19 protein-coding genes are annotated in these 16,298 nt (G+C 72.3%); 11 read left to right on the top strand and 8 right to left on the bottom strand.

Going from position 1 to position 16,298, the window contains the following annotated elements:
* Positions 1–25 precede the first annotated feature (25 nt).
* Positions 26–775, top strand: coding sequence for a YebC/PmpR family DNA-binding transcriptional regulator (locus tag AB0B02_RS14260; protein ID WP_107161195.1), 750 nt, complete (start codon positions 26–28; stop codon positions 773–775).
* A gap of 62 nt (positions 776–837) precedes the next feature.
* Here the strand turns inward: AB0B02_RS14260 and AB0B02_RS14255 are convergent, their stop codons facing one another.
* From AB0B02_RS14255 to AB0B02_RS14245, 3 genes are read right to left on the bottom strand one after another with little or no spacing between them, the layout of a single operon-like run.
* Positions 838–1,101, bottom strand: coding sequence for a hypothetical protein (locus AB0B02_RS14255; protein ID WP_357300604.1), 264 nt, complete (start codon positions 1,099–1,101; stop codon positions 838–840).
* Positions 1,098–1,274: a hypothetical protein gene (locus AB0B02_RS14250; protein ID WP_158273891.1), complete on the bottom strand. Its 177-nt coding sequence runs from the start codon at positions 1,272–1,274 to the stop codon at positions 1,098–1,100. Before AB0B02_RS14250 ends, AB0B02_RS14255 begins: the two co-directional genes overlap by 4 nt.
* A complete protein-coding gene (locus tag AB0B02_RS14245; protein WP_357300420.1) occupies positions 1,271–1,465 on the bottom strand; it encodes a hypothetical protein in 195 nt (64 codons plus the stop codon). Before AB0B02_RS14245 ends, AB0B02_RS14250 begins: the two co-directional genes overlap by 4 nt.
* Before the next feature lie 168 nt (positions 1,466–1,633).
* On the opposite strand from AB0B02_RS14245, the gene AB0B02_RS14240 reads away from it, so the two are divergent.
* The 4 genes from AB0B02_RS14240 to AB0B02_RS14225 all read left to right on the top strand — a co-directional run bounded on the left by AB0B02_RS14240 (position 1,634) and on the right by AB0B02_RS14225 (position 3,638).
* The gene (locus AB0B02_RS14240; RefSeq protein WP_357300418.1) at positions 1,634–2,500 is read left to right on the top strand and encodes a helix-turn-helix transcriptional regulator; all 867 of its coding nucleotides are present in this window, start codon (positions 1,634–1,636) and stop codon (positions 2,498–2,500) included.
* The gene (locus AB0B02_RS14235; RefSeq protein WP_357300602.1) at positions 2,496–2,681 is read left to right on the top strand and encodes a DUF397 domain-containing protein; all 186 of its coding nucleotides are present in this window, start codon (positions 2,496–2,498) and stop codon (positions 2,679–2,681) included. The genes AB0B02_RS14240 and AB0B02_RS14235 overlap by 5 nt, the downstream gene beginning before the upstream one ends.
* A gap of 138 nt (positions 2,682–2,819) precedes the next feature.
* Positions 2,820–3,011 (top strand): DUF397 domain-containing protein, encoded by a 192-nt coding sequence (locus AB0B02_RS14230; protein ID WP_281939613.1) that lies wholly within the window; start codon positions 2,820–2,822, stop codon positions 3,009–3,011.
* 66 nt (positions 3,012–3,077) lie between these two features.
* The gene (locus AB0B02_RS14225; RefSeq protein ID WP_357300416.1) at positions 3,078–3,638 is read left to right on the top strand and encodes a GNAT family protein; all 561 of its coding nucleotides are present in this window, start codon (positions 3,078–3,080) and stop codon (positions 3,636–3,638) included.
* A 61-nt stretch (positions 3,639–3,699) separates the two neighbouring features.
* On the opposite strand, the gene AB0B02_RS14220 is transcribed toward AB0B02_RS14225, so the two are convergent.
* The 3 genes from AB0B02_RS14220 to AB0B02_RS14210 form a co-directional block, all read right to left on the bottom strand.
* Positions 3,700–4,644 carry a permease prefix domain 1-containing protein gene (locus AB0B02_RS14220; RefSeq protein ID WP_357300413.1) on the bottom strand — a complete coding sequence of 315 codons (945 nt, stop codon included), beginning with the start codon at positions 4,642–4,644 and terminating at the stop codon, positions 3,700–3,702.
* Positions 4,641–4,982 carry a PadR family transcriptional regulator gene (locus tag AB0B02_RS14215; RefSeq protein WP_281939617.1) on the bottom strand — a complete coding sequence of 114 codons (342 nt, stop codon included), beginning with the start codon at positions 4,980–4,982 and terminating at the stop codon, positions 4,641–4,643. The genes AB0B02_RS14220 and AB0B02_RS14215 overlap by 4 nt, the downstream gene beginning before the upstream one ends.
* 115 nt (positions 4,983–5,097) lie before the next feature.
* The gene (locus tag AB0B02_RS14210) at positions 5,098–6,165 is read right to left on the bottom strand and encodes a helix-turn-helix domain-containing protein (RefSeq protein WP_357300411.1); all 1,068 of its coding nucleotides are present in this window, start codon (positions 6,163–6,165) and stop codon (positions 5,098–5,100) included.
* Positions 6,166–6,371: 206 nt separating this feature from the next.
* On the opposite strand from AB0B02_RS14210, the gene AB0B02_RS14205 reads away from it, so the two are divergent.
* Positions 6,372–6,878, top strand: a complete 507-nt coding sequence (locus AB0B02_RS14205) for a helix-turn-helix transcriptional regulator (protein WP_281939621.1) — start codon at positions 6,372–6,374, stop codon at positions 6,876–6,878.
* 59 nt (positions 6,879–6,937) lie between these two features.
* Here AB0B02_RS14205 and AB0B02_RS14200 read toward each other — a convergent pair whose 3' ends face one another.
* On the bottom strand, positions 6,938–7,123 hold the full coding sequence (locus AB0B02_RS14200) for a hypothetical protein (protein ID WP_357300409.1): 186 nt from the start codon (positions 7,121–7,123) through the stop codon (positions 6,938–6,940).
* Between the two features lie 431 nt (positions 7,124–7,554).
* On the opposite strand from AB0B02_RS14200, the gene dnaE reads away from it, so the two are divergent.
* The 5 genes from dnaE (at position 7,555) to AB0B02_RS14175 (ending at position 15,923) form a co-directional block, all read left to right on the top strand.
* A complete protein-coding gene (gene dnaE / locus AB0B02_RS14195; protein WP_281939625.1) occupies positions 7,555–11,085 on the top strand; it encodes a DNA polymerase III subunit alpha in 3,531 nt (1,176 codons plus the stop codon).
* Positions 11,086–11,123: 38 nt separating this feature from the next.
* The gene (locus AB0B02_RS14190) at positions 11,124–12,029 is read left to right on the top strand and encodes a hypothetical protein (protein ID WP_281939627.1); all 906 of its coding nucleotides are present in this window, start codon (positions 11,124–11,126) and stop codon (positions 12,027–12,029) included.
* 21 nt (positions 12,030–12,050) lie between these two features.
* Positions 12,051–13,439 (top strand): cation:dicarboxylase symporter family transporter, encoded by a 1,389-nt coding sequence (locus AB0B02_RS14185; protein ID WP_357300406.1) that lies wholly within the window; start codon positions 12,051–12,053, stop codon positions 13,437–13,439.
* Between the two features lie 209 nt (positions 13,440–13,648).
* On the top strand, positions 13,649–14,686 hold the full coding sequence (locus tag AB0B02_RS14180; RefSeq protein ID WP_281939630.1) for an aminotransferase class V-fold PLP-dependent enzyme: 1,038 nt from the start codon (positions 13,649–13,651) through the stop codon (positions 14,684–14,686).
* A gap of 160 nt (positions 14,687–14,846) precedes the next feature.
* Positions 14,847–15,923 carry a zinc-binding dehydrogenase gene (locus AB0B02_RS14175; RefSeq protein WP_281939631.1) on the top strand — a complete coding sequence of 359 codons (1,077 nt, stop codon included), beginning with the start codon at positions 14,847–14,849 and terminating at the stop codon, positions 15,921–15,923.
* Here AB0B02_RS14175 and AB0B02_RS14170 read toward each other — a convergent pair.
* A complete protein-coding gene (locus tag AB0B02_RS14170) occupies positions 15,907–16,170 on the bottom strand; it encodes a TetR/AcrR family transcriptional regulator C-terminal domain-containing protein (RefSeq protein WP_281939632.1) in 264 nt (87 codons plus the stop codon). The two genes, AB0B02_RS14175 and AB0B02_RS14170, sit on opposite strands and share 17 nt — an antisense overlap.
* Positions 16,171–16,298 lie beyond the last annotated feature (128 nt).

The raw sequence follows: 16,298 nt of genomic DNA, 5'->3' as shown, positions 1-16,298 counted from the left end.
GTGGGTCAACAGACGGAGGTATCAGATGTCCGGCCACTCAAAGTGGGCGACCACCAAGCACAAGAAGGCCGTGATCGACGCCAAGCGCGGCAAGATGTTCGCCAAGCTGATCAAGAACGTCGAGGTGGCGGCCCGCACCGGCGGCGGCGACCCGGCCGGCAACCCGACGCTCTTCGACGCCATCCAGAAGGCCAAGAAGAACTCCGTCCCGAACGACAACATCGACCGCGCGGTCAAGCGGGGCTCCGGCCTGGAGGCCGGCGGCGCCGACTGGCAGACGATCATGTACGAGGGGTACGGCCCGAACGGCGTGGCGATGCTGATCGAGTGCCTGACCGACAACCGCAACCGCGCCGCCACCGAGGTCCGCACCGCGCTGACCCGCAACGGCGGCTCGCTGGCCGACGCCGGCTCGGTGTCCTACATGTTCTCCCGCAAGGGCGTGGTGATCGTGCCGAAGACCGGCACCTCCGAGGACGACGTGATGATGGCGGTCCTCGACGCCGGCGCCGAGGAGGTCAACGACCTCGACGAGGCGTTCGAGGTGATCTCCGAGCCGGGTGACCTGATCGCGGTCCGGACCGCGTTGCAGGACGCCGGCATCGAGTACGAGTCGGCCGAGTCCTCCCTGATCCCCAGCGTGAACGTGCCGCTGGACGAGGACGGCGCCCGCAAGATCTTCAAGCTGATCGACGTGCTGGAGGACTGCGACGACGTGCAGAACGTCTACGCCAACTTCGACGTCTCCGACGAGGTCATGGCCGCGGTCGGCTGACCCCCTTCCAAATCGACACCGGCTCGGCGTAGTGGCGGTATCCCAGACCCGGGATGCCGCCACTACGCCGTACCGGTGCGTCGCCGCGTCGGTGGGTGCGCTGGTGGGTGTGCCGGCGACAGCCGTCGCAGGCCCGCCGGCTGGACGAAGACGGTCCGGCGGGCGACGGCGTCGCCGGCGGCGTCCAGTTCGTAACCCTCCAGCCAGGCCCACCCGTCGTACGTGGTCCAGTCCAGCGTCCTGATGACGCGGAACATGATGGGCCGGACGAACTGGACCGAGGCCGCCCGGCTGATCTCCAGCAGCTCCCCGGCGCGCGGCGTCACCCGCGCTTCCGGTCCCGCCACGCCCGCAGCGTCTCCCCGGCTCGGGCGAGCCGTTCACAGCCGCCGTCCGGCCGGCATCGGGAGCATGCGTCCCGATGGTGCAGGTCGACGACGTAGCCGGCCAGGACGACGGCGAACGGCGGCTCGGGCAGCCGCTGCTCCGCCCCCGTCACGACGCGCTCCGGGTATGCCCGGTGCCGTGGCCGGCTCGTCCGTCCCCGGGCCGGTCCGTCGGCCGGTCGTTGGTCGACGCCTGCGGACCGTGCGTGCCGTAGGCGCCGCCCCGGTGCGCGTACGCCGGGCGCTGCACCACGTCGACCGGCTCGTCCTGCCGCTGGAACCACTTCCACCGAACCATGTCCACCTCTTGTCTCGTTGCCGCTCCAGAGCGTCACGATCGGGGACTGTCGGTGCCTCCTGCAACACTCTCCGTGAGATGGTCACCGCAGGGCGCGACTGACAGTTGTTGATGCGGAGGGCGTCTCGCGGCAGGCCGGATGAGGCGTCAGGGTGAGACAGCGAGGACGGGTCGATGAACGAAGCGGGATCGACGGTGCCGAGGCGGGAGTTGGGCCGTCTGCTGCGGCAGACCCGGGAGGAGGCGGGCATCGGGCTTGAGGCTGCCGCCGCCGAGCTTGAGTGGTCGCGCGCCAAGATGTACCGCATCGAGGCCGGGCAGACGCCCATGCGGGCCTTGGACGTGGACCAGATGTGCCGGCTCTACCAGGCACCTCCGGACATGACGGAGGTTCTCGTCAGTCTCGCCCGGGAGTCCAAGAGCAAGGGGTGGTACCACGCCTACGGGGATGTGATCCCCCGCTGGTTCGAGCTGTACGTCGGCCTGGAGTCGGCGGCCAGCCGGCTACGCACCTACGAACACGCGCTGGTGCCGGGACTGCTGCAAACGCCGGAGTACGCGGCTCAGGTGGCCAGAACGCGGCCGAACGTCTCCGACGACGAGGCGGCGAAAGTGGTGGATTTGCGCATCGAGCGTCAGCGGCTGCTTACCCGGAAGCGACCGGTAGCGCCCGTGCTGGACGCGATCATCGAGGAGGCGCTTCTCCACAAGAACGTGCCGGGAATGCGGGCCCAGATCGACAAACTCGTGCAGGCCAGCGACGCGCCAAACGTGTCCGTCCGCGTGCTCCCGCTCGGCGGCGCGATCACCTATATAGTGGTTTCCGGCGGTTTTGTCATCCTCGATTTCCCGACGAAGGGCGCGAGGTCGGCCGAGCCGACGACGGTCTACAACGAAGGTCTCTCGGGTGCGCTCTACCTCGACCGGACCGACGAGGTGAGGACGTACGCGGAAGTCTGGAAGGCGCTCGCCGCTCAGGCGTTGGGCGTGGCGGAATCCCGGAAGCTGATGCAGGAGATCAAGGAGAGACACCGTGATTGATCTGACGGGAGCGACCTGGCGCACGAGCGCCAGGAGCAGTGCCCAGGGCAATTGCGTCGAGGTCGCCGACAACCTCCCCGGTGTGGTCGCCGTTCGGGACAGCAAGGATCGGCAGGGCCCGGTTCTGGTCTTCTCACCGATGGCATGGTCGGCGTTCCTCGCCTTCACAGAAGGGCAGTAACCCTCTGAATGCCACAGAACCGAAGAGGATGCATGGTTCCCCGAAGCTTTCATCCTGCGACGATGCAGGACACTCCGCCCTCGGGCGCCTCGACAACCAGGGGCTTCTCATGGCACCGATGACGGAAGCGGCACTGACATGGACCTGACCAACGCCCGGTGGCGTACGTCGACGAAGTCCGGGACGAACGGCGGGAACTGCGTCGAGGTCGCCGACAACCTCCCCGGTGTGGTCGCCGTTCGGGACAGCAAGGATCAGCAGGGCCCGGTCCTGGCCTTCACGCCACGCTCCTGGCAGGCGTTCGTCTCCCACACGAAGTCGGTCGCCTGACCCGCCCGGGGGGACGCCCGCCGAAACCGGGCTGACCGGGTCGCTGGCAGCCCGTAGCCTGCCGGGGTGCTCGTACCCGATCTGCCGTTGCGCACCGCGCGCCTGGTGCTGCGTGCCTTCACCGCCGACGACCTCGCCGTGGTCCGGGACTACCGGGGCCGCCCGGAGGTCACCCGCTTCCTCTACCACCAGCCGTACGACGACGCAGCCGCCCGGGCGGCGATCGACCGGCTGGTCCGGCGCACCGCGTTGCGCGCGCCGGGCGACGTGCTCAACCTGGCCGTGACGGTGGCGGACACCGGCGTGTTCGTCGGTGACGTGCTGCTGACCTGGACCAGCGCGGAGCACCGGCAGGGCGAGATCGGGTACGTGGCCCATCCCGACCACACCGGGCACGGCTACGTGACGGAGGCGGCCCGGGAGTTGCTGCGGCTGGGCTTCGAGGGCTTGGGCCTGCACCGGATCGTCGGCCGGCTGGACGCCCGCAACACCGCCTCGGCCCGGGTGCTGGAACGGTTGGGCATGCGCCGCGAGGCGCACCTGCGGGAGAACGAGTTCGTCAAGGGGGAGTGGACCGACGAGGCGGTCTACGCCCTGCTGGCGCGGGAGTGGCGGGCGGCGGGCTGACGGCCGGCGTACCCGATGGCCCGGCGCGCCCTCGACGGGCGGCGCCGGGCCGGCGGAGGTCTCAGCGGGCGGCGCGCCGGGCCTTGACCATGCTGTCGATCACGTCCCACAATGCGATGACCACGGTGACCACGGCGGCGACGCGGGCCACGTCGTCCGCCCCGCCTTCGCGCAGCCAGGTGAACCGGTCGACCAGCTCCGGGTTGAGCAGCCGGTCGGTGAGCAGCAGCCAGACCACCGGACCCGCGAACGCCAGGTTGAGCAGCGCGTTGACCGCCACCAGCGGCCAGGTCCAGCGCCCGGCCCGGTACTTCGCGACCTCCAGGCCGACGGTGGCCAGCAGCACCACGATCAGGGCGGGGAGCCAGAAGGTCCACAGTGCCGGGTCGAGCACCGGCAACCGGGAGCCGTCGTCGCTGGTCCACCGCTGGAAGTGCTGCCCGACCAGGACCGCGACGGTGCCGAGCAGGAAGACGACCGAGGCCACGCTGTCCGGCTGGCTGATCTGCCGGTCGCGGGTGTCCTCCGGGAGCTGGTCGACGGTCCACTCGGGCAGGCCGAGCGGAGCCCGGGTGCGCTCCAGGACGGCGAAGCTCAGCGTCACCCAGAACGCGACCTGCACCGCGGTCTGGAACGCGACCGAGATCGCCGCGCCGATGGCCCGGCCCGGCTCGTCGCCGACGGTGGCCGTGACGAGACCGGTGATCACGCCGACCGCCGCCGGGATCCAGGTGAGCAGGGTGCGCAGCACCCGCCACCAGAGCAGGTAGTAGCGCGGGCCGATGAGCTGGAGCGTCCGGTCGCTGTAGCGGGCGGCGAGCTGCTCGGGGCGGCCCATCTCGGTGAGCACCTCGCGCTCGGCGGCGGCGTTGTCCTGGCCGCCGGCGATCCGGTCGTCGATCATGTCGGCGATGGAGGCGCGCAGCTCCTCGGCCAGCTCGGCCCGGCGGGGGGCGGGCACGGTCCGCAGGGTCGCCGCCACGTAACGGTCGGTCAGGGAACTCATCGTCCCGCTCCTTCGATCAACTGGGTTACGGACGTCCGCACCGCGGTCAGGTCGTCGAGCAGGCGCTCCAGCACCGCCTGGCCGTCGTCGCTGGTGCGATAGAACTTGCGTGGCCGGCTTTCCTCGGTGTTCCACTCGCTGGTCAGCAGGCCCTGTTCCTCGAGCCGGCGCAGCAGCGGGTAGAGCGTGTTGGCGTCGACCGCGAAGCCGTGCGCGGCCAACCGTTGCAGCAGGGCGTAGCCGTAGTCGGGGCGGCGCAGGGCGACCAGGCTGGCCACCACGACCGTGCCGCGTCGCAGCTCCTGGAGATGGGTCCGGAGGACCTCGTCGCTGACCATGCTTCACACCATAGTGTGTGGCACACACTATTGCAACGCACTGACATACCGTGTGGGGGACAACAATGGGCGAGGTGCCGGGCTCCCCGGCGCCCCGCCCATCGCGTACCCCGGTTCAGCTCGTCGCGTCGGTCTCCGGAGCCGGGTCCACCTGGAATGCCTGGTCGTCCGAGTCCGCGCACGGCTCGGCCAGCGCGGCCTCGCCCGGGCCGGTGGTGTCGTCGCGGATGCCGAGGCACAACGATCCCCGGGCCGAGCGGATCCGGTACGCCCCGTCCGCCCGCGCCTCGAACCGGAACACCTGCTCCAGTCGCTGGGCCTGGCAGTCCTCCCACGGCTCCAGCAGGAAGCGCCCCGGGTCGTCGCCGCGGATGGTCAGGCAACCGTCGCCTTTGACCGGATGCCGCCACATGATGAAGGCGCCGTCGCCCACCGGCTCCAGGTCGGTCTCCGGCGGGGTGGCGCCCGCGCAGGCCCGCTGGACGAGGATCTCGTGGCGGTAGCCCCCCGGGCGGTCCCAGCCCTCGCCGAGACAGAGCCCGGGGGTTCGCGCCGGCCGGATCCGGACCCGGCCGGCCGGCGCCGTGGATGTCGCGCCCGTCGCGGTTCGCGCGGCCGGAAGGTTGTCGCCGACCTCCGTCATCGACGTGTCCCGCTGCTGCTCCCCGGCGAGCCGGACGCCGGCTCCCACGGCGGCGGCCAGGGCCGTGGCGGCGAGCGCCAGCAGGGCCAGGAGGCGCTTGCGCTGCCCCGTGCCCGGCGTGGCGGCTACCGGAGCGCCGGAAACCACCCCGTCAGCCGGGTCGGTCCCGGTGGGCGCCTCCCCGCGATCGTCAGCGCCGGCCGCCGCCGGACCGGGGTCGCCGGCGGGAGCGGGCCCGGTGGCCTCCGGCGCCGGGACGAGCGCCGCGAGCGCGAGTCGCTCACGGGCCCGTAGCCACGCGGCGACGAGGTCACCCTGCCCGCAGGCGCGCACGAAGGCGGCCAGCACCTCCGGGCGGGGCAGCGCGTCGCGGCTCAGGACGTCGGCGAGGGTGCTGCGGGCCAGGACGTCCCCGTTGTCGGCGGCTCGCTGCGCCAACTGTCGGAAGGTCAGGCCGGATCGTTCCTTGAGCGCGCGCAGCGCCACCAGGAATCCGGCCCGATCGGTGATCTGGTCGATCTGGTGCTCCCCGTGGTCCATCCCCTGATTCTGCGGCAGTCGCCGGCCGGCCGGCGCATCCCGCTGTCCGACGATCCGGACAGAAACCCGGACACACGGGGCTGACCTGCGTGGACGGGCGTGCCTGCCGGACGGGGCATTGCCGGTCGCCGCCGGCCTACCTAACGTGATGGCCCCGCAGGCCGCGACGCCGGCCGCGGACGGGTCAGTATCACGGGGAGGTACCTATGACCGAGGTCGTTCCGGCGTGCCCGCCCGGCGCGGCGACGCCGGCAGAGTACGTGGCGGTGCTGCGCCGGCTGCGGGAGCGTTCCGGGCTCACCTACCGGGAGACGGCCCGGCGCGCCACCGCGGCCGGGCACTGGTTGCCGCCCAGCACCCTGGCCGCCGCGCTGGCCCGCGTCACGCTGCCCCAGGAACGCGTGGTGCTGGCGCTGCTCGCGGCCTGCGGGACACCGGACGCGGAGGTGCGGAGCTGGCTGGCGGCGCGCAACGAGATCGAGATGCGCCTGGCCGAGGCGGTCCGGCCGCACGGGCCGCCGCCGGCGTCACACCGACCCGAAGGGCCGGTGGCGGCACGGCGCGCCGGGAGTCGGCCGCTCGGTGGGACCGCCGGTGTCCTGGTGGCCTGCGCGGTCGGCGCGTTGGCCGGCGCGGCGGGCGCGCTGGCCCTGCGGCGGCGCGGCGGACCCGGTGGACCGGCCTGCGTCGCCGGCTGCCACGGCCACGGGTGAGACGCGGGGACGCCCCGCCCGGTGGTGCGGCCGAGCGGGGCGTCGTTCCTGGCCCGCGCTCAGGGGCGCAGCCGGTTGGCGAAGCCGTCGAACCCGAGCCGGTAGCGCTGCCCGGCGGTCACCCCGAACTCGAAGTGCCCGACGAGGTCGTCCCAGGTGTGCGGGGCCACCGTCGGCCCGGCGGTGCGGATGGTGAGCCGGCCCGCTCGACCGTGGTGCGGGTCGCGGCCAACCGGGTCCACCACGGCTCGGTGCTGCCGTTGTCGAACGTACCGTTGATGATCAGGTCGCCGGTCGCGGCGGCCGTCGGGACCGGCCGGAGCGCGGCGGGGAGGGTGAGGGCGAGCGCGGCGGCGAGCGCGGCGGCGAGCACCGCGCCGGACAGCCGGCGCAGCCATCGGCGGCGTCCGCCACGGGGTGCGCCCGGGGGTGAGCTCATGGAGACCCTTCCGGCTGGTGGGTGACCCGGGCAGGCCGTCCGGGACCGGCTGACCGTAGGGGTGTCCGCCCTGTTCGCCGCCGTGGAACAGGCGTGCGGAACGGTGCCGGACGCGTCCGTTCCAGGGAGATCCACACCACCTGCGGCGGGTCGCCGCGCGCGGCTGCTGGAGGTCGCCTCACGGGCGGCGCTAGGGTGGGTCGACCGACCCATGACCATGACCGGGGGGCCCCACGCATGGGCGATTCGTTCGCGCATCTGCACGTACACACCGAGTACTCGATGCTCGACGGTGCGGCCCGCCTCAAGGACCTGTTCGCCGAGGCGGCGCGGCTCGGCATGCCGGCCGTGGCGATCACCGACCACGGCAACATGCACGGCGCGAACGACTTCTACAAGCAGGCCATGGCCGCCGGCGTCAAGCCCATCCTCGGCGTCGAGGCGTACGTGGCGCCGGAGTCGCGCTTCCACAAGGCGCGGGTCAAGTGGGGGCGTCCCGAGCAGAAGAGCGACGACGTCTCCGGCAACGGTGCCATCACCCACATGACCATGTGGGCGGCGAACCGCACCGGCCTGCACAACATGTTCCGACTCAACTCTCGCGCCTCGATGGAGGGCCACTACGTCAAGTGGCCCCGGATGGACATGGAGCTGATCGCCGAGCACGCCGAGGGCATCATGGCCACCACCGGCTGCCCCTCCGGCGCGGTGCAGACCCGGCTGCGGCTCGGCCAGTTCGACGAGGCGCTCAAGGTCGCCGCCGCGTACCAGGACATCTTCGGCAAGGAGAACTACTTCCTGGAGATCATGGACCACGGCCTCGACATCGAGCGCCGGGTCCGCGACGGGCTCACCGAGATCGCGCACAAGCTCGACATCCCGCCGGTGGTCACCAACGACTCGCACTACACCCACGAGGCGCAGGCCGAGGCGCACGACGTGCTGCTCTGCGTGCAGACCGGCAGCAACGTCGCCGACCCCAACCGGTTCCGCTTCGAGGGCGGCGGCTACTTCGTCAAGTCCGCCGACCAGATGCGCGCGGTCGACTCGTCCGAGCTGTGGCAGCAGGGCTGCCGCAACACGCTGCTGGTGGCCGAGAAGGTCGACCCGACCGGCATGTTCACGTTCCACAACCTGATGCCGCGGTTCCCGATCCCGGACGGCGAGACCGAGGAGTCCTGGTTCCGCAAGGAGACGTTCGCCGGGCTCAAGCGCCGCTTCCCGAACGGCATCCCGGAGGGCCACGTCGTCCAGGCCGAGTACGAGCTGGGCGTCATCATCCAGATGGGCTTCCCGTCCTACTTCCTCGTGGTCGCCGACTTCATCCAGTGGGCGAAGAGCCAGGGCATCGCGGTCGGCCCCGGCCGTGGCTCGGCGGCCGGCTCACTCGTCGCGTACGCGCTGGGCATCACCGACCTGGACCCGATCCCGCACGGCCTGATCTTCGAGCGGTTCCTCAACCCCGAGCGCGTCTCGATGCCGGATGTCGACATCGACTTCGACGAGCGTCGGCGCGGCGAGGTGATCAAGTACGTGACCGACAAGTGGGGCGAGGACAAGGTCGCGCAGATCGCCACGTTCGGCACGATCAAGGCGAAGGCCGCGATCAAGGACTCGGCCCGGGTCCTCGGCTTCCCGTACGCGGTCGGCGACCGGATCACCAAGGCGATGCCCCCGGCGGTGATGGGCAAGGACATCCCGCTCTCCGGCATCTTCGACCCGAAGCACCCGCGCTACGCCGAGGCCGGCGAGATCCGCGGCCTCTACGAGACCGACCCGGACGTCAAGAAGGTCATCGAGACCGCGAAGGGCATCGAGGGCCTGATCCGGCAGACCGGTGTGCACGCGGCCGGCGTCATCATGTCCGCCGAGCCGATCATCGAGCACATCCCGCTGATGCGGCGCGACGCCGACGGCGTCATCATCACGCAGTTCGACTACCCGACCTGCGAGTCGCTCGGGCTGCTGAAGATGGACTTCCTCGGCCTGCGCAACCTGACCATCATCGACGACGCGGTGAAGAACATCCAGCTCAACCACGGCAAGGAGCTGGACCTGCTCGGCCTGCCGCTGGACGACAAGCCGGCGTACGAGCTGCTCGCGCGCGGCGACACGCTGGGCGTGTTCCAGCTCGACGGCGGGCCGATGCGCTCGCTGCTGCGGATGATGAAGCCGGACAACTTCGAGGACATCTCCGCCGTGCTGGCGCTCTACCGGCCCGGCCCGATGGGCGTCGACTCGCACACCAACTACGCGCTGCGCAAGAACGGCCTCCAGGAGATCACCCCGATCCACCCGGCGCTGGAGGAGCCGCTACGCGAGATCCTCGCCCCCACCTACGGCCTGATCGTCTACCAGGAGCAGGTGCAGCGCGCCGCGCAGATCCTCGCCGGCTACACGCTCGGCCAGGCCGACCTGCTGCGCCGCGCGATGGGCAAGAAGAAGAAGGAGATCCTGGACAAGGAGTTCGTCCCGTTCCGGGACGGCTGCCGCGAGCGCGGCTACCCCGACGACGCCATCCAGGCGGTGTGGGACGTCCTGGTGCCGTTCGCCGGCTACGCGTTCAACAAGGCCCACTCCGCCGCGTACGGCCTGGTGTCGTACTGGACCGCCTACCTCAAGGCGCACTACCCGGCGGAATACATGGCGGCGCTGCTCACCTCCGTCGGCGACGACAAGGACAAGATGGCGCTCTACCTGTCCGAGTGCCGCCGGATGCGGATCCAGGTCCTGCCACCGGACGTGAACACCTCCGCCGGACCGTTCACCCCGGTCGGCAAGGAGATCCGCTTCGGCCTCGGCGCGGTCCGCAACGTCGGCGCGAACGTGGTCGCCTCGATCATGCGCTGCCGGGAGGAGAAGGGCGAGTACGCCGACTTCTACGACTTCCTGTCCAAGGTCGACGCGGTGGCCTGCAACAAGAAGACCATCGAATCGCTGATCAAGGCCGGCGCGTTCGACTCGCTGAAGCACCCGCGCAAGGCCCTGCTCGCCGTGCACGCCGACGCCATCGACGCGTACGCCGACGTCAAGCGCAAGGAGGCGGTCGGCCAGTACGACCTGTTCGGCGCCGGGTTCGGCGACGCGGACGCCGGCAGCACCACCGTCATGCCGGTCATCGCGGACAGCGAGTGGGACAAGCGCGACAAGCTGGCGTTCGAGCGCGAGATGCTCGGCCTGTACGTCTCCGACCACCCGCTGTTCGGCCTGGAACACGTGCTCGGCGCGGCGGCCGACACCACCATCGCCGCACTGTCCGAGGAGGGCACCGTGCCCGACGGCGCGGTGGTCACCCTCGCCGGCATCCTCTCCGGCGTGCAGCGCCGGGTCACCAAGCAGGGCCGGGCCTGGGCCTCGGCCACGCTCGAAGACCTCGCCGGCGGCGTCGAGACGCTGTTCTTCCCCAACACCTACGAGGTGATCGGGCAGTACATCGCCGAGGACGCGATCGTGGTGGTCAAGGGCCGGGTGGACCGCCGCGACGACACCCCCCGGATCATGGCGATGGACATGTCCATGCCGGACGTCACCAGCAACCCGGCGAACAAACCGGTCACCCTGACCATCCCGGTGCACCGCTGCACGCCGCCGCTCGTCGAGCGGCTCAAGGAGACGCTGGTGCTGCACCCCGGCGACACCGAGGTGCACGTCAAGCTGCTCAACGGCGGCAAGGTCACCACGCTGCGTCTCGGGCCGTTCCGGGTCGCCGCGACCACCGCGCTGATGGGTGACCTGAAGAGCGTCCTGGGCCCGGCCAACGTGAGCTGACCGAGCGGCCCGGGCGGTGATCGGGCAGCATCGACGGGATGCCGTCCAATCATTTGCTGCACGTACGTGACCTCGTGCCCGACGCGCTGGCCTGCCTGCGCGAATGCCGGTCGGCGCCGGCCGACCGCTGGCCGCAGCACTGGCGGTCCGGCTACCTGGACCGGCACCCGGACGTGTTCCGGGTGCTCGACCGGGACGGTGACTGGTCCGAACCGGCGTCCGTGACCGCCGCCGTGGCCGGGCTCCGCGACCGGGTCGCCGACCTGGCCGCCCGCGCCGAGGCGGTACGCGGACTGCTGCCCGCCGGCGTCGCGGACGCGGCCGGGGCGTTGGGCTGGTCCGGTCAGGGCGGACCGGTCGAGTGCGTGGTGCTGGTCGGGCTGCACCAGGCCAACGGCTGGGCTGACGACCTGGGCGGTCGCTACGCGCTCTTCCTCGCCGTCGAGCGCCTCGGCCCACCGGACGACGACGGGCTGCTGGTGCGGCACGAGGCCGCGCACGTCGTGCACGACCGCCGGGCCGGGATCCGCGGCTGGCCCGAGCACGGGGTGGCGACCCATCTCTTCGCCGAGGGGCTGGCCACCCAGGCCACCGCCGAACTCGACCCGGGCCGGCCGCCGGAGGCGTACCTCTGGTTCGGTCGTCCCGGCCACCGGGCCTGGCTGGACGAGTGTCGCCACCGCTGGCCGGAGATCCTGGGCCGGGTCCGGGCCGACCTGGACGCCACCGACCCGGACCACCACGCCGCCTACTTTCTCAAGCGGGACTCGCCGCTGCGCGGCGACCTGCCCGCGCGCTGCGGCTACCTGGTCGGCCTGGCGGCGGTGCGGCGACTGCGGGCGCGGCACGGCCTGCCCGAACTGGCCGCCTGGCCGCTGGACCGGGTCCGGGCGGAGCTGGCGACCGCGCTCGCGGACCTGCCCGCTCCTCGTGCGGTTCACTGAGACCTGCCTCACAGTATGGGCATGGACACCACCACCTCCGCCCCCGAGGACGTCCGGCCCGCCCGCCGGGACCGGACCCGGTACCTCTACCTGGCGGTCATCGCCGCCGTCGTCGCCGGCATCGTGGTCGGCCTGGTCGCACCGGACGTCGGCAAGGCGCTGAAACCGCTCGGCACCGGCTTCGTGAACCTGATCAAGATGATGATCAGTCCGGTCATCTTCTGCACCATCGTGCTCGGCGTCGGTTCGGTCCGGCAGGCGGCCAAGGTCGGCAAGGTCGGCGGTCTCGCGCTCGGCTACTTCCTGGTCATGTCCACCGTGGCGCTGGCGATCGGCCTGGTGGTCGGCAACGTCATCCACCCCGGTGCCGGCCTGGACCTGGGGCCGGACGTGGCCGACGCGGGCCGGTCCGCGGCCGGTGAGGAGGGCGGCGGCACCGTCGACTTCCTGCTCGGCATCATCCCGACCACGCTGGTCTCCGCGCTGACCGAGGGCGAGGTGTTGCAGACCCTGCTGGTGGCGCTGCTGGTCGGCTTCGCGGTGCAGGGCATGGGCCGCCGGGGCGAGCCGGTGCTGCGGGCGATCGGCGTGCTCCAGCGCCTGGTCTTCAAGGTGCTGGCGATGATCATGTGGCTGGCGCCGATCGGCGCGTTCGGCGCGATGGCGGCGGTGGTCGGCGCCACCGGCGTGGACGCGCTGAAGAGCCTGGCGCAGATCATGCTCGGCTTCTACGCCACCTGCCTGATCTTCGTGATCGTGGTGCTCGGCCTGCTGCTGCGCCTGATCGCCCGGATCTCGATCTTCTCGCTGCTGCGCTACCTGGGCCGCGAGTTCCTGCTGATCCTGTCCACCTCGTCGTCGGAGTCGGCGCTGCCCAGGCTGATCGCGAAGATGGAGCACGTCGGCGTCAGCCGGCCGGTCGTCGGCATCACGGTCCCCACCGGGTACTCGTTCAACCTCGACGGCACCGCGATCTACCTGACCATGGCCGCGCTCTTCGTGGCCGACGCGCTGGGCAAGCCGCTCGCGGTCGGGGAGCAGATCTCGCTGCTGGTGTTCATGGTGATCGCGTCCAAGGGCGCGGCCGGCGTGACCGGCGCCGGGCTGGCCACGCTGGCCGGCGGCCTCCAGTCGCACCGGCCGGACCTGGTCGACGGCGTCGGTCTGATCGTCGGCATCGACCGGTTCATGTCCGAGGCCCGGGCGCTGACCAACTTCGCCGGCAACGCGGTGGCGACCGTGCTGGTCGGCACCTGGACCGGGGAGTTCGACCGGGAGCAGGCCCGCGCCGTGCTCTCCGGCGACCGCCCGTTCGACGAGACCAGCATGCTCGACGACGACGAGCGCCCCGCCGAGACCGCAACCCCACCCGCCCCCGACCGCCCCCTCGCCACCTCCACCACCCCCTGACAGCCCCACCCCGCCCCACCCCGCCCCCTCACGCGATCTTGCACTTTGTGCCCCGGCGAAACGGACGAAGCGCCCACCGAAGGGGCCGAAACCGCAAGATCGGCGAGGGGGTGGGGGGGACGGGGGAGGGCCGGGGGTGGGGGTGGGGTGGGCCACGGGGGTGGGATTGGCGGTGTCGGGTGGGGGTGGGGGTGGTTAGCGTCGGTGGCATGGAGCTGGAGCAGGCACGGAAGTTGTGGCAACCGGAGCCGGGCTGGTTGAACACGGCGACCTACGGGTTGCCGCCCGATCCGGTGTGGACGGCGGTGCAGCAGGTGCTCGCCGAGTGGCGGAGCGGCCGGGTGTCGTTCGAGGTGTGGGACGAGTCGGTCGGGCGCTCTCGGGCCGCGTTCGCCCGGCTGGTCGGCGTGGACGCGGCCGACGTGAGCATCGGCGCGGCCGTCTCCCAGTTGGCGGCACCGATCGCGGCGGCGCTGCCGCCGGGGGCCACGGTGGTGGTGCCCGAGGTCGAGTTCACCTCGATCCTGTTCCCCTGGTTGGTGCAGGAGGAGCGCGGTGTGCGGGTGCGCACCGTCCCGCTCGACGGCTTGGTCGACGCCATCGACGCCGGGACCGACCTGGTGGCGTTCAGCCTGGTGCAGTCCGCCGACGGCACGGTCGCCCCGTACGACGAGATCGTCGCGGCGGCCCGGGCACACGACGCGCTCGTGGTGGTCGACGCCACCCAGGCCTGCGGGTGGCTGCCGTTCGCGGCGGACCGAGCGGACGCGGTGCTGGTGGGGGCGTACAAGTGGTTGATGGCGCCGCGTGGTGCGGCCTTCGCCTACCTGGCGCCGGCGCTGCGCGAGCGGATGCGTGCCGACGCCGCCGGTTGGTACGCCGGCCGCGACCCGAGCGCCTCGTTCTACGGCCTGCCGCTGCGGCTGGCCGACGACGCCCGCCGGTTCGACATCTCCCCGTCCTGGCTCTGCTACGCCGGCGCGGCCCCGGTGCTGGAGCTGCTCGCCGAACTCGACCCGGTGGCGGTACGCGACCACGACGTGGCGCTGGCCAACCGGTTCCTGGCCGGGCTGGGCCGCCCGCCCGGCGACAGCGCGATCGTCACCGTCGAGGTGCCGGACGCGCAGGAGAAGCTGGCCCGGGCCGGGGTGCGGGCGGCGGTGCGGGCCGGCCGGGTGCGCGCCTCGTTCCACCTCTACACCACCGAGGCGGACGTCGACCTGGCACTGGAGGCGCTGACGGGTTGAGCCCCGGCTCAGGCCAGGTGGCCACGATCCTCGGGTCGGCGTCGGCTCCAAGCCGGTCGGGGGTAGCGTCGAGGACCCACAGTCGATCTCCGCCCTCGAAGGACGCCATGGATCCCGTCGCCACACCGCCCGTCCCGCGCCCGCTGCCGGCGGTCCGGCGATGAGGGCGCTCGTGGTACGCGGCCGGGGCGCGACCCCGGCCGTCGAGGAGGTGCGCCTGCCCGCCCCGGGCCCGGGTGAGCTGCGGGTCCGGATCCGCGCCGCCGGCCTGTGCCACTCCGATCTGGCCATGGTGCACGGCACGTTGACGCCCGGGTACCCGCTGGTGCTGGGGCACGAGGCGACCGGCGTGGTGGTCGAGATCGGGCCGGGCACCGCGTTGCCCGTGGGCACGCCGGTGGTGCTCAACTGGGCGCCCGCCTGCCGCGACTGCTGGCACTGCCGGCACGGTGAGCCCTGGCTCTGCGTCGCGAACGGCGCCGCCTCGGTGCCGCGCGGCGAGACCGCCGACGGGGAGCCGGTGCAGGTCACGCTCGGGCTCGGCGCGCTCGCCGAGGAGGTGGTGGTGCCGGAACGGGCGGCCGTGCCGGTGCCGGCCGGGCTGCCGCCGGCGCAGGCGGCGCTGCTGGGCTGCGCGGTGCTCACCGGCACCGGCGCGGTCCGCAACACCGCCCGGGTCGCCGCCGGCGAGTCGGTCGCGGTGATCGGGCTGGGCGGTGTCGGGCTGGCCGTGCTCACCGCCGCTCGCCGGGCCGGCGCGGCACCGATCCTCGCCGTCGACGTGGTGGCGGCCAAACGGGAGCTGGCCCTGGCCGCCGGCGCGACCGACTTCCTGCCCGCCGACGACGCGCTGAGCCGGGAGATCCGGGCCCGCACCGACGGGCGCGGGGTGGACCACGCGTTCGAGTGCGTGGGCCGGGCCGCCACCATCCGCGCCGCCTGGCGGGCGACCCGGCGCGGAGGCGCGGTCACCGTGGTCGGCATGGGCGGCCGGGACGACCTGCTCAGCCTCTCCGCGATGGAGATCTTCCACTCGGCGCGTACGCTGCGCTCCTCGGTCTACGGCTCGACCGATCCGGACCGGGAGGTGCCGGAGCTGGCCGCCGCGCTCGCCGCCGGTGACCTCGACCTGGCGCCGCTGGTCAGCGGCACGGTGTCGCTGGCCGAGGCGCCCGCCGCGCTGGACCGGTTGGCGCGGGGCGAGGGCGCCCGCTGGGTGGTCACGTTCCCGGACTGAGCCCGCCGTCGACCAGGACCGTCACGCCGTCGAGCAGCCGGCGCAGGCCGAAGTCGAAGACGGTCTCCAGGTCCAGGTCGACGCCGCCCGCGGTCAGCGCGTCCATGGTGGCCAGCCGGCCGCCGGCCATCAGCCGGTGCAACGTGTCCCGCTGCCGGTCCACCCACTCCTCGTCGGTGCGCCCGGTGTCCTGCACCGCCTGCGCGCCGGCCTCCAGGTTGACCGCGACGCCCTTCACGTACGCCATCAGCGTGATCGCCACGTGCCAGCGCGCGTCCCAGCCGATGCGCGGGCTCGCCACCCGGCTGTTCCTCGGCCACGCCGACGGGCTCGACCTGCCGGAGTACGCCGTCGACCGGTGAGCCCCCTACCCGG

Origin of the sequence: Micromonospora sp. NPDC049240 (assembly GCF_040647835.1) — a bacterium.
In the GTDB taxonomy this organism is placed as follows: Bacteria; Actinomycetota; Actinomycetes; order Mycobacteriales; family Micromonosporaceae; genus Micromonospora.
This window is presented reverse-complemented; position numbering and strand designations above follow the sequence as displayed.